The 13,404-nt window shown below is 41.1% G+C and carries 8 protein-coding genes; all 8 read right to left on the bottom strand.

Annotation, left to right across the window (positions count from 1 at the left end):
• Positions 1-24: 24 nt before the first annotated feature.
• On the bottom strand, positions 25-1,428 hold the full coding sequence (gene brxL / locus QUF61_RS04765) for a BREX system Lon protease-like protein BrxL (RefSeq protein WP_103920589.1): 1,404 nt from the start codon (positions 1,426-1,428) through the stop codon (positions 25-27).
• A 14-nt stretch (positions 1,429-1,442) separates the two neighbouring features.
• On the bottom strand, positions 1,443-3,749 hold the full coding sequence (locus tag QUF61_RS04760) for a PglZ domain-containing protein (protein ID WP_289680753.1): 2,307 nt from the start codon (positions 3,747-3,749) through the stop codon (positions 1,443-1,445).
• A 26-nt stretch (positions 3,750-3,775) separates the two neighbouring features.
• A complete protein-coding gene (locus tag QUF61_RS04755) occupies positions 3,776-7,501 on the bottom strand; it encodes a hypothetical protein (RefSeq protein WP_289680751.1) in 3,726 nt (1,241 codons plus the stop codon).
• Positions 7,502-7,506: 5 nt separating this feature from the next.
• Positions 7,507-7,977: a hypothetical protein gene (locus QUF61_RS04750; RefSeq protein ID WP_103920592.1), complete on the bottom strand. Its 471-nt coding sequence runs from the start codon at positions 7,975-7,977 to the stop codon at positions 7,507-7,509.
• The gene (locus QUF61_RS04745) at positions 7,974-8,813 is read right to left on the bottom strand and encodes a DUF4007 family protein (protein ID WP_177428489.1); all 840 of its coding nucleotides are present in this window, start codon (positions 8,811-8,813) and stop codon (positions 7,974-7,976) included. Before QUF61_RS04745 ends, QUF61_RS04750 begins: the two co-directional genes overlap by 4 nt.
• A gap of 12 nt (positions 8,814-8,825) precedes the next feature.
• On the bottom strand, positions 8,826-9,620 hold the full coding sequence (locus QUF61_RS04740) for a phosphoadenosine phosphosulfate reductase domain-containing protein (RefSeq protein ID WP_286019397.1): 795 nt from the start codon (positions 9,618-9,620) through the stop codon (positions 8,826-8,828).
• Positions 9,621-9,626: 6 nt separating this feature from the next.
• The gene (locus QUF61_RS04735) at positions 9,627-10,511 is read right to left on the bottom strand and encodes a phosphorothioated DNA-binding restriction endonuclease (RefSeq protein WP_103920594.1); all 885 of its coding nucleotides are present in this window, start codon (positions 10,509-10,511) and stop codon (positions 9,627-9,629) included.
• 120 nt (positions 10,512-10,631) lie between these two features.
• On the bottom strand, positions 10,632-13,343 hold the full coding sequence (locus QUF61_RS04730; RefSeq protein WP_289680748.1) for a hypothetical protein: 2,712 nt from the start codon (positions 13,341-13,343) through the stop codon (positions 10,632-10,634).
• Positions 13,344-13,404: the final 61 nt, after the last annotated feature.

Below are 13,404 nucleotides of genomic sequence, written 5' to 3'. Positions count from 1 at the left end.
ATAAATTTCCCATCAAAAAGAAATTTAAGCACTTATACTCACATCCAAAGCCGCTGAAAACTCATGTGGGTTCAATTCCGCTAACTGGGTTCGTACCCGTTTTCGCAAGTCCATTGCTGGGTGCAGCACATAATTTTCATACTCTGCATCGTCAGGATTCAACATCAGTAACTTTGATAAGGCCTTAGCTAAACGCTCCACTGCATTTTTGTCACGGGTATCCCCTTTTAGTATAGGCACTTCCCCATAGGGAAGCTCATAATGCCCAGCAATTCGGATTTGGTTTGCATATTCACCAAATACATCGGCTTTGATGCCTGGCCCTTGCGCAGCATGTTCAGTCCTAAAACGAGGAATTTCCCAACCAGGGATAATGCCATGAAACCTATCCATCAGCGCATCATCATGAAACATTTCCGGCAGGTGGCGAATGTAATCTGGGCGGCGAGGTTGCTTATTTGAAGATAAATCAATATTTGCTAATAACATCAAGCCACATTCACTGGTAACTTTATCCTGACCTATAGAATAGTGTCCAGATTCCAGATAATTTTTGAAGTTAGCATGAATATCCCCACTACCAGTAAATTCAAGCGACTGTCCCTCATCCAAAACAAGTACATCAAAGCGTGCCAACAAACCTTCTTCTTTAGTATTCAAATTTTTAAATAATTGAGCACGACTTAGTTTGCCAGTCGTTAGCCATACATGACGACTGAGATTGTCATAAATAAACGACTTCCCCGTGCCTTTGGGTGCCAGCTCCATCATATTCAAATTTTTCTGCACCAAAGGCAATAGACGCAAAATTATTCGGCATTGCTCGGCTTCAGAGTAGGCGCTGGGCTCATAACCCATAGTACGCAACAGTACATGTATCCATTCCTGTGTGCTAAATTGCTGACGCGCTTCAATAATATTGTCCAGCCGCACCTGGCCTGACTGCATTGGCTTAAACTCCACTAATTCAATAATATGAGCATTCCCTTCCGGCCTGACATATAAGCGTCCCGCGCCCCATTGACCACCACTGAGCAAACCAGGATTTGCATCCAGAACGCCATTATCTACAACAGCATTATTCTCATCCAGACATGGTATCTTGATAAAACTTTGCTTCTTTTTAATATCCACACTAACCGTAAAGCGATCAAGTAATACAATTGACTCCCCTTGATTCAGGCGATGTTTAATTGTTTGTTTTTCATTTTTTGTCGGCAAGTGCTTACTCATGAAATCGGTAATATCTGCATACACTTGCGCATTACTTTTACCCGGTTGCTGATAACGTGAAACCAGCCATTCCTCTACAAAACTGGTAATAGTGCGTGCATCACGAATTTTTAAGTCTCGCACCGCTGCTTTATCAATACTAATATCACCAAAAATACTAATGAGTTTATGATCAAAATCTGAATTAATTGCCATTGTAATGCGCCTACTTAAAACATTTTATTAAAATTATCTGCTTCCTGCGTCTGTTGCATGAGAGGTGCAACCAGATCTAAAGATAAATTGACCGTCAAAGATGTCCATGTAGTCTGCTTATCTGGTAGGTAGCGCAATGTTAAATCCACTTGAGTTAATCCTGACTGTGCCTGTTCTGAAACCAACTGCAAAGGAATTTTGGTTTCACTGTGTGCCTGTAAATCACTATAATTTGGCGTATTGGCATCAAATGGCTCATTAAACTGCAACTGCAATTTATTCAGGCGTATGCGGGGTAATATGGATAGCTCTAAATGCCAACCCTTTTCCAGAGTTGGGCAGCGCGGTTTGAGCACATTCACTTTAATAGGTATTTTTTCATCTGCCTGCAAAGCCTCCCTGCTCAAGGTAAACAAAGGAATAAACACTTCTTCAGGGGTTAGCCCCCCATGAGTTAAGGGCGTATCACCAAAATGTATACGCTTTAAAGGTACAGCATAACCCTTTGGCTTCCTGCCAGGGATAAAAACAAAATCATCTGGCAAATTATGTGCTTGTTCCTCATTAGTTTGCAGTACCCGATCTTTGATTATCGTTTCAGTTAAATGACAAGCTTCCTTTTGGGCAATTGTCGTTGCACCATGATCAGCCGTAATCAAAATGATAGGTTTTTTACCCAAATGTACCGCATCTTTAACCCAGTCAGCCAAACTGCGTGTCAACTGCTTTAATATTGGCTCAACTTCCTCACGATGTTTTGCAAAGCTCAAACAACCATGTAAACGTTCATCCAAACGATTTTCAAAATAGACCAACAAACGTGTATTGGCATCTAAATGTTCACTTGATTCACGAAAACTTTTTACAATTTTCAAGGATTCAGGCTGTTCCAACCAAGTCGCATAACGTTGTCGCAATGCCTTTTCATAATCACTTGAAACTTCACTTGCAGCCTGCCCCGTAAGCACCGCAGCCTTACCCACTTCAGTCAAAGTTGGTAGTGGTGCAAACACGGTGCGTGAATCAATATGCAAATCATTAACCCGCTCACGTAAAATTCTCTCCAGCATGTCTGCATGAATAGCACCTAAGGCATCAACCATAAACACCAATACCAGATAATCTTCACTTAAATACTGCTCAATTGTTGGTGCGATACTGCGCCAATCCGCATTAGAGCGCATAATACGAGGTTGCTGCGCATATACCCAGCGACTGAAACTTTGGCAAATACTATTTTGGGGTTCGCGTCCATGCAAAAACTCACGCAAAGTATAGGAAAAATAACGCTCACTCCAGTCTAAAACCTGCTCTACCGGCGCATTTTCCGGTAATACTTCACAAGGTGCATATTGCAAATGTTCATTGACACGCACGGCTAACTTGCGCGCCTCATCGCCTCCCATAGTCTGCAAAACATCACGTAGCGCAGTAGTGCCAATGTCTGAGTTATCCTGAAATAACTGTGCTAAATGCGCCAATACTTGTGGCCAAGCCACAAAAACAAAATCAGCCAATACGCCAGCTTTCTGTTCATCCATACGAATACGGCGCTCGACTGTATCTAGCAAATCACATAAACAGACGACTAAATCATGCGCTTGATGTTCCTGCAAAGGTAGCTCTGGTAACTGCGCAATCAAATCTGGGGAAAATTGGCGGGCAGGTAAGGCAATATCAGCAACCCAGCAATGCTGTTCAAGCACTTTCCGTAGCTTTTCCCAGTATTGTTCCAAAGCCAGTGCTCGTAAAAACTCAGCGATATCATTACAACCTTGCAAGTTTTTTAAAAAACCGGCAACAATTTCAATCGGCATAAAAGTGGATAACTGCGTATGTAAATAGGCAGTCACGACATCAATTTTTAGAATATTAATAAAATCTGATGTTTGTTGCTGCAATGCTACACAAAACGCCTGCCAACTATCCTGTGCCAATAAATCAGAGTGCAGCAAAGCTAAAACCTTCACCGTACTGTTATTTAACCGCTTTAATTCATCAGATAATACACCCCGCTGATATAAGCCTAGCTTCTCGGCTAAGGCATCAGTCAGCCATAAAGGTGGCGCTTCACCCAGTTGATGAGACAACTGTAAAAAGGGGGAAATACGTTTAACTGTAATACCTTGACCGCCCTCAAAACTCTTAAAACGCTGAAAAAAAACGGAAGACATACGAATGGATAAAGCGCCCTGTCCATATGCCAGGTGAGCATAAATTTTTTGGCGAATATGGGGAATATCATCAGGATTAACAAGATGAATATCCTCCCCATCTTCTAAATCAAAATCATCCACAAGCAACTGGATACACGGATGCATTGTAATTAAGTATTCCTTTTAAATGATTATTGTAACTCTGTCCGTAAAGCATCCACCGCCTGCAACAGTGTTTGCTTATCCGCTTTATTTTTATAGTGATCGATCACTTGTCGAAACCTCACTAAAATATCATCCACCATCACGACACGAGCCGGTGTATTCTCTGTTGGTTTCACTGTTCCTAGTGGCAATGTATTTACTGGCTTATTCGTTGTCCCCGTCACAGTCAGCGGTGAAGATACCGGTGGCAAAGGTGTTAAAGCGGTATTCAGCACATTTTCCAGTTTTGCACTAAGCCGCCCTGTCTCCATATCAGAGCATTCTGCCAATGACTTATTTGCCAGACATTGAACCAAAGGCGCAACCATCTGCGATGCCTTTTCTGCACTTAATGCATTAGCGATGCAGTTTTGATTACCTGCCTGCAAGCCTGCGATTAATTTTTCTTTATTATCAAGGAAAGCATATAACACATTCTGAATTTCTTTCTGGCGAGCATTCGCAATCTCATCAAACTCTCCTAATAAATTTCGTAACAGACGAGTAACCTCGGAATAGCCATCAATCTCTAAGCCATCCCGTAAAGCCTCATTAACGCCATCGAGCAACAATAAAAAATCTACCAGTTCATGCGATGAGCGGCCTGGTTGCGTGATTTCTCTAACAAAATCCTGTGCCTGCCTGGATAATTTTGCTGTATATTTTACGGCATCCGGTAATGCTTCAATATGTTTGCGTAACGCCTGTAATGTCTCCCGCGCTGCTTGATGCTCGTCTTGGATAACCCACTCACATTCCAAAGCTTTAGCCAAAGCCCGTAATAAATTTAACTGCTTCCGGTTAAAATCCTCGTGCCGAATCTGCGCCTTAGTACCCTCATTAAATGCTGAGGCTAAATTTTGATGAAATGCTCCTTTGCCATTCACCCACTTTAAGCGTTTGTAATCCGCCCGCAAGGCAACGGCAGCAAACAATGGCATTGCCGCAGATGGAATCCCATACGGTGGATTTAATAAGGTTTTACGCAGTTCTGACACGGGATAAGCTTTTTCTCGTTTACGCACCAACTCATCGCGCATCAATTGTAATACCGACTTAATTGGCTCATCTACCTGTTCTAATGTTTTAATATCCCAAACATCGGCACCTTGAATAAATAAATCATTGGCAAATTTCCCCAAAGTACCGTCAATGGTTGCGGCACGCTCACTGGTCTCTTTCTCTCCGAGTAAGTCATTGCGATCTTTTTCCGCGACATCCTCATCAAAATGCAAAATATGATGCAGCAAATGCTCAAGCTTGGGAATTTTTCGTGCTTTCTCCACATAGAGATGATTCACATTCATTGCCCGCACCGGTACTTCCTTGGGATACAACAGATTGACCTGGGTTCCCACTAGATCACGGAATTCATGCCAACTGCGGCAAGATAAAGGATTATCTATATCTCCAGCGGCAAAAATCTGTGCCTGACCATCCTCCAGACCTTTACCACCAAAATATTCGCGCAGCAACTTAATCAAAGCATAGCGGTTATTTTCCCACTCCATTAATAAACGCCGACGCATACTGTCCCCGGTGCCAGCCTGCTGTAATAGCCTCTCAATGGCGACATAACGCCGTAAATGAGCATCAAGATTTCGCGTACCCTGGCGGGGAATCCAAAAATATAATAAGCGATCATTTTTTACTATAGCCTGACGGCATGAAATACGCGCTTTTTCTGCGGCGCGCTCATCTTTGGGTAAAACCAGAAATACCTGCGCCGATAGGCATTCATTGTCTAACTTCAGTAATTGTGATTCAAAAGGTGTATCTAACAAATGCACCGCATATGCACGCACAATTCCCGCAGGGGAAGGATCCAAATCATGAATACCTAAATGGGGAAATAGATCAGCGCACATATCCACATGATTATTTAACAAGGTATGCGTGCCCATACCCGCATCAACCTGCTGCGCCTGTTCTTCAATCAATCCACCGACTTCAACGTTGCCACCGCTTTCCAGCTCCCACACGCCGGTACGATCATTCTTATAAATAAACTGTGCCTGCTTCAACCAATCCAAGTCTTCCTGTAAATATGCGGCTTCCACGCTGTCTACTGTTGCATCGTACAAAGTGATTGCCAGAAATTTTTCAGTCGGCTGAAAATTATCCCCCAGCACCCGCGCCAATAACATTACTGTCAACACCGCCACCCGGCGCTCTACAGCATCCGCTTGCGCCTTAATCTTTGCCACTGCGTTATGATACATATCGACTAGTGCAGGCAATTCCTGGGCGATAGATTGCTCATAGACCATCAATAATGCAGGCAAGCGAATTAACTCAGCACCATACAAACGCTGTATATCCACCTGCTGATTAAACACTTTGCCCTGTGTTTCTTTATCTAGTTCAGTATAAAAAGTAAATATTGTACGACTGGCTTCTGAATAACTACCACGAGAAGCTATCCCAAACAAAGCAGCGGCTGTGACTGGATGTAGTGGATAACACAAGCGTGCCACATGCATCAATTCCTGTGGCTCAAAATTATTAAATATAGCCAGCTTGCTGCATATCCCCGTTAAAGCCTCCAAATTCTCATCTGCTGCATTCAGGTATGCCTCTCCTCTTGAGGTAAATTCCCGTAATCCCCCCAACAAGTGATAGCCTTCTTGCTCAGTAGCTTTTAGCTCAATATGAAAATTTCCAAAACGGCCTTCAATAGTACGCAGACGTTGTATAACTGTCTGTTCTGCTCCGGAATCTACGCCATAATTACCTAAATCCCTGTGCGTCAGCCCCATAAATAATAAATGACCGTTATCTTTTTTGCCGCATAAAGTCTCAATAAAATTCTGCAAAGCAAATACTTCATTGACAGCATTATATGGGCGCTTGGTGAGCAGGTTTTCCAGCGCATAACCTAATTCATCCCAAAGTATAGCGATACCTGCATAACCATGCTGCTTCGCTAAATTCTGACAGGCTTCAAAGTAGGCTTCTGTAACATTTTTCCCCCCGGCATCTGCGGAACGAAACGCCGCTCCTGCTGAAACCTTAACATGCCAAGCTTTAAATGTTTCCAAGGCTTCTGGTGTACGTTTTTTTAGCCCTGTCAATAAATTATCAGCCGTTAAAAACTCCTGCATCAGCCCCCACTTATCCAAGCTGGCATCTTGTAGCTCAGGCTTATGATCTAGAATATCCTCAAACCGTGTAACCGCTGCATCATATTCTGTTTTTGGAATAATCAGCTTCTCATCCAAACCAGAGGCGCGAGAAACGCTATCATACAAAGCTTCCAGCAAGGCTAATTGCAAACTTGGCGCATTCTGCGAACCATACAAAGGCACCACCAAATAAGGCCGCGCTCCTGAGTCTTCCAAAGCCGGGAAGGTATTTGCCAGTTCCCGTGCCAATGTAGGCTGATCTAAATTTTCTAATTTTTTTAACAAACCTTTAAAGGCATTTGTGTCTGTACCATGTCGTAGCAAGTGGCCTACCAGTACGCCCAAATGACTTTTTCCTGCGCCATAAATACCATGCCAAATCATTGCTCGCTGCTGTGGTGAAGCATTAGGCAATACCGACTTTTGAATATTTTTTAATACTTTCAGTGCTGACTGGGTAGGCGTAAAATAGGATACCAGTGCTTCAGATTGCCCTGCCAGCCCATCATCCAAACGAATAGCCTTCCCTCGCTTTTGTGTTTGTATGGTTTGTTCTGTACTGACTATATCTTTTAATTGCAAATCCATTGACTTCAATCCCAAGGTTGGTGTTTAGACAGCCATAGCTGTACAGGACTCGCTTCCATATCCCATGCCTTAAAACTGGCACTTAATAAACGTAAGGTCTCATGGGTTTCAAAAGATATCGTAATCACCGTATGTCGCCCAAAACTCTCTGCCAAACTCGTCCAAAAGCTCTCTTTATCGACTAAATTCCAGCTTTGCATCCACTCTTCCGGGTATAAAACAAGTAAATTTTCCCGCTGCCCTTGTTCAATACTTTGCTGAATAAAATCCAAGCGATGACAAGACAAATCAGGCACATCATTTCCCTGACCCATTTGCCAAATTCGCCAAGTAGGCAAAAGCGTTTGCAATACTTCAAAAACAACCTGACCATCCAATACTTCTTTAACGGATAAAGCAATACCACGATAACGTGCATGGTGATAAGTATTCAGAAATATTTGTAAATTTTCGGCTAATAGATTCCTGTCTATCATAGCCAGCTATCCTTATGATTTTGTAACAAATTCAATAACATCTTATGTGAATTTAAGTCTTCACTGAGAAACTCTACCGTGTCCAAACCCTTCACCTCATCAAAACGTAATTGAGACTGCCAACGCGCCGAACGATGCAAGTTACGCAAACGTTTACGCAGCTCATCGGGGGAAAGACAAATAAAATGATTTAAACCACAGGTCAATAATTCTGTAAAAGTGATACTGGTGCGATTTTTAGCGACATGGAAGCGAGCTAATGTTAAGGCGTAAAGGAGAATTTCATCGGATATGGTGGGGGAGCCGAGGCGGATATATATTTCTAAATCTTTAGGTCTAAACTCAATTAATTCCAAATCAGCTAAAGGTTTATTATCCTGAAACATACTTTTAACACCTTGAAAATCATCCTCAATATAGTTATCAGACTGCTCAATTCTTTCTTGCATACGTTTAAGTATTTTTTTTGAGGCATACCATTCATTGCTAGGATTTAAGATTTTAAAAAGTGTTGAATACGGTTCACCACGAGAAGAAAAACAAAGTGATAAATGAAATGCCCACCAAGTTGATGACTTTTCAAAGTTAGAGTCATTATTTTTTAATTCATACCCAAAATCAGATAAATAATACCGTCGTTTATCATTTTGTATTATCTGACTTGCCAGTAACCACCCTTTTATAGTATCTAAGCGATTTGAACCAACAATCAGCATGGTACGCATTTGCCGCATTTTATCTTTTGAGAAAAGATCAGGATGGGCTTCTATCAATTTTAGCCCTTCTGTAATCCACCATTTTGATATAGGGGCTGTTTGAGTTCTGATTAAAGACACTAGAATTAACCTCTATATAGAGCAAATAGGGCAAGACTGATCTTCTGGTGCATCATCTTCTTCTTGAAGAACAGCCTCAAATAAATTTTTAGCACGTTTAGCATCATATCTAACCTCAGCTTCTGCTTTTATTTTATCGGCTCTAGCTATGATATGATCTAAAGACTCACCTGGCGACCAAGTGTAATTCCTACCTCTTTCATGATGAAATTGTTCATATACTCTTGCCTTTTCAAAAAGTTCGGGATGGTTTTCATAAAGTCCTACCCATTCTTCCTTCCTTTGAAAAAAACAAAAATAACAACCAGAACGACTTCGCCAGTTATAATATTTAGGTATACCAACACCAGAGTCCTCTAAAATTCTTAGAATATCCTCTTTTAATAGTCCATCTTCTTTAAATGGATATTTAGCTTGAATATTTGACTTATTACTAACAAGATAACCTTCTCGATATAGTTCATCAGCTCTAATACCCACATAAGTGATAGCCTTATCAGTACCAACAAACTTTTCAAAAGGTGCTAACTTCATATACTGTGTACACCAACGAAAATGAGCATTAGGTAAAAAATTACCTTTTAATTTTAGAAAATGTTCAAAATCTCTACCAGAATTAATACGTGTAATTTCTTTTCCTAAATAATCTTGCATAATATTTACAAATTCAAGTGTTTCTGGTAACTCTGATCCTGTATCAGCAAAAAAATACTCCATTTCAGGCACTTTTTCTTTCATATAAATTGCTAATGCTGCACTATCTTTTCCACCAGATAAACCAAGTAAATGTCTAATAGGTTTTTCCACTTTTAACTACTCCGGTAAATAACGTGATGAACCTAAAAATACTTCTTTAACATGCCAAGCTACAAATTCTTTGTGAGGTATATAATCTGGATGCTGAGGCTTAATCAATGTTTTTCCATGATAAGCCATAAGCCATTCTTGAAAACCTGCTGTACCATTTGCCAAATCAGATACTTGTATTCTTTGATTATCATCTAGCGTAAAAGCTCCCCGATCAAATAACTTATGATGCAAAGAACACAAGGCCAATCCATTTGACTCTATATCTGGCCCTTTATGCATATGCCATTTAATATGAGCAGCTTCCAATGCAATAGGTGTATGCCCCATTTTTACATCAAAACCACAAATAGCACAGCGATACTCATATGCTTTAAGAATAAGTTCTCTAAATTTTGGATCACGTTTATGAGTTTTCAACTCTAAATCAATACCTATTGCTTGCAATATATCCTCATGTATTGATTCAGGAAATGTATCTTTCAATAAGCTTTCTACAATCTCTTTAACAAGAGATTGATCATTGGCTATCAAATCATAAATTTCAGTAGTAAATCCACCTTTTACATCAAATTTTCGTAAATCTGTAACATATGCATCACCACTACTGGATGATCTAACATGTTCAGTATTTTCTAAAACCCATATTTTATCTGATTTTAATCGCCAAAAAGGATAATGAAGATTAGCTGCTCGACGCTGAGGAGTAAACCCTTGTACCAAGTCAGCAAAATCTTTTTCTATTTCCTTATATGGTAGTAAACGTATTTTTTTATTTAAACAATGGGAAATTGCCAATAAAACAAGTAATGGCTTATGTGGTGCTCGCTTATCTCCAGTTTTCCAAATAGTTAATTGGCTAAATAGTTTTTTTAATTCATTTTTTGTCATTGTAATATTTCCGTTAAAATAACAACATAAGTTGCTAATTTTTATTTAAGTTTAATATTATCAATTAATTACTGATGTAATAATTAGTTATTCCAACAGCAAATTAAATAGCTATAAAATTTACAACCCTTCCAATAGCTCTGCAATAACTGCCAGCCCCATTGATTTATCTATTCCCTTTAGTGTTTTTTGTACTGCTCTGACCTGTTGTTTTACCTGCTGTTCCTGTGCTTCATTGATGTAGGCAATTTTGCTTGCTTGTTCACCTTTATCTTGACTCACTGCCCGGATCAGAACAGTACGGGTTTGATTATTGGGACGATTTTTAATGGCTTCATCTAGTGCGGCGACATCATGTAAGCGTTCCCTGAATTCTTTCAATTTCAGTTCCGCTTGTTGGCTGTGAGATTCTTGCCATTTATTAGGTGGTATGCGGCCTAATAAGGTGCCAACAGATTCTAGCCAGGCTTGATCTTTATTTTGAAGGCTGGTGAGACGGCGAATAAACGCAAATAAATCTTGACCTTCCCCCCCTGTATACTGCTCTAAGCCGGTAAAACGTTCTTGTATCGTTTGACGCATAGCAGGCAGGTTAAAAGGTTCTGGTAGCTTCAGGGCATAGGCCAGTTGATCGCGCAACTCATCAAGCCGCACCTGGTAAGCACCTTTAAGCTCACGCAGGCTATTAAGCAGTGCTTCCATATAATTTTTTGCTAAGGTTTCATCTACCGAATTGATTTCAAAAGGAGTAAAACCACAGGCTTGGGGTAGTGCCTGAAATAATAACTTAGCGGGACTTTGGGCCTTGTTGAAACTATTACGTACAGCCAGGGTTTCAGGGCTGAGGTTGTTGGTCTTTTGGGTATAAACAGGTAAACCACGCATGAATTTTGCCAATGGGCGGATAATATCAAGCAGGGTGGCTTGTTCTGGAATATGTCCAAGAATATTTTGTAAATAGTGGCGAAATACTTCAAGCCGCATACCCTGAAGGCGAAAACGCTCAATACTGAAACGCTCTGGTCGTTTGCTCAGTAGCTCAAGGTGTTCATAAGTGAATAAAGGGCAAAAGATATTCTCTTCATAGAGTGCAATCTCACGCTGGCGGCTTAAATAATAAGCCGCAAATAAGACGGGTAAAATACCATTTTTAAGTCCATAAGGTGGTTTTTGTAATATGGCATAAAGTGCTGTCAAAGCCTGTGCTTGGGTTTCATGAGTGTCCAGAAAGCGGTCAATAGCTTGCCAGAGTTTGTGAAACTTAAACGGGTTATCTGCATCAGGAGAAGAAAATAGCCAGCGACCATCCGCTGCTTGTCGATGTAGACCAGGCTCTTTTAATAGTGCCAGGTACATGCTTTTTTCAGCCGGAAACTTGGTGATACCCAAGTTAGTTTCAGCAGCATGTTCAAGCATGGCGTTAAACAGCTTATTACGCCCGGTACTGGCACTGCCTGAAATTTGGGTGCGGTTAATAAGTTCATTACGAATAATTGGCGTATCGTAGTAAATTGTGTCGCAAATTTCTGAAAGTGTAATTTGTAGGCGGCGCTTAGTAGGAATTTCACAAGCTTTACCACGCCAATACCAAGAATAATAACAAGGTGTTTCGAGAAAATTATTAAGTAGCTTTTGTTCATTGGCGTGAGCATTGCTGAGCCAGGCCTTATGTTCACGTTCCGCTACAGGGTCGGTTTGCAATACCGTATGATGTTGCGCCATATTCACAAGCCCCATAACCTGAATAACGCTATCATGCAAACGCGCTAAGTTTGGGCAAAAAACCATCACCACGAGGTCGCCAACTTGTTCCAGGAGCTGTTCAAATATCTTTTGCTCTTCTGTATCTGCTGCCAGATAAAAGTAAATTTGTAGCTGCTGTGTATCAGGTTGAAATTTATGAACTGATTCACTATCAATAAAACTAGGGATAAAGTAGCGTAGAGAACCGCTTTCTATGGTGTGGCGGCGGGCAACCAGGGGGGCTAATACTTGACGCTGATTCAGTGTTTCCGCAAGATTGAGTCCTCTAAGTGCATTGGTCTCTTCAACCAAGATACCGCTGAGATCAAAATCACTGCCTTGCCATACGCGGTATTCTTGGCTAAAGCTGCGAAAGTGTATACAGGATGCTGCTTGCAGTGCTTTTAGGTTCTGTTCTTGCTGGCTGGCGTCTTGTTCTGGATGACTCAGTGCGAGTATGGCTTGAGAAGCTTTAAATCCTCCCTGCCCTCCAACGATATTGAGCAGACCAATGGTTTTGAGTAGTTTGATTTGTTCAGGTGGTGCATCACTGCCGAGGCGCTCTAAGGCAGTAATAACTTCCACCCAGTGATGATAGGTAAAGCTATCAGTTAGCGCAGTAGGTTGATTGAGTAAAAAATAATCATAAATATCTGCTGCCTGAATCCAATCCCCAATGTTTAAGTGTGCAAGGCGTTCTTGAAAACTATAAGCTTCACGGCTGCCGATGTAGCTAAAGAGGGTGCGCTCATTTTGTGCAACTTTTTGGCAGAGTTGGGGTAATAGCAGGAGTGCAATGGGATGTAAGGGGTAACATTTGTAAAATAGTTCTGCGGCCTGTTCAATGTCAAGAGAACCGGGCAGTGCGCCTACTTGATATAATGGCTCAGCAATTTGTTGTGCTAATATTTGGAGTTTTGGGTATTCGCTAGTGTTAAAGCGATGACGAAAGGTTGCCTTGAGTACATGCAACGTTTGTTCCGCAGCTTCAAGAAAAGCAATGCTTTCAAAACGTCCTTGAATTTTGAGCCATTCATCTTGGAGTTTTTTACCCAGACCACGCGCATATTGTTCAAATGCTTGATGCAAAAAAACAACTAAATAAATCGGAATGGGTTTGCTTTTTTTGCCATGTTCAGCAATGAGTTGA

Source organism: Candidatus Venteria ishoeyi (genome assembly GCF_030378065.1).
In the GTDB taxonomy this organism is placed as follows: Bacteria; Pseudomonadota; Gammaproteobacteria; order Beggiatoales; family Beggiatoaceae; genus Venteria; species Venteria ishoeyi.
This window is presented reverse-complemented; position numbering and strand designations above follow the sequence as displayed.

Bases quoted from the DNA above. Each gene is read 5' to 3' on its own strand.
- QUF61_RS04760 (WP_289680753.1), bottom strand. From the start codon at position 3,749: ATGCATCCGTGTATCCAGTTGCTTGTGGATGATTTTGATTTAGAAGAT.
- QUF61_RS04750 (WP_103920592.1), bottom strand. From the start codon at position 7,977: ATGATAGACAGGAATCTATTAGCCGAAAATTTACAAATATTTCTGAAT.
- brxL (WP_103920589.1), bottom strand. From the start codon at position 1,428: ATGGCAATTAATTCAGATTTTGATCATAAACTCATTAGTATTTTTGGT.
- QUF61_RS04735 (WP_103920594.1), bottom strand. From the start codon at position 10,511: ATGACAAAAAATGAATTAAAAAAACTATTTAGCCAATTAACTATTTGG.
- QUF61_RS04755 (WP_289680751.1), bottom strand. From the start codon at position 7,501: ATGGATTTGCAATTAAAAGATATAGTCAGTACAGAACAAACCATACAA.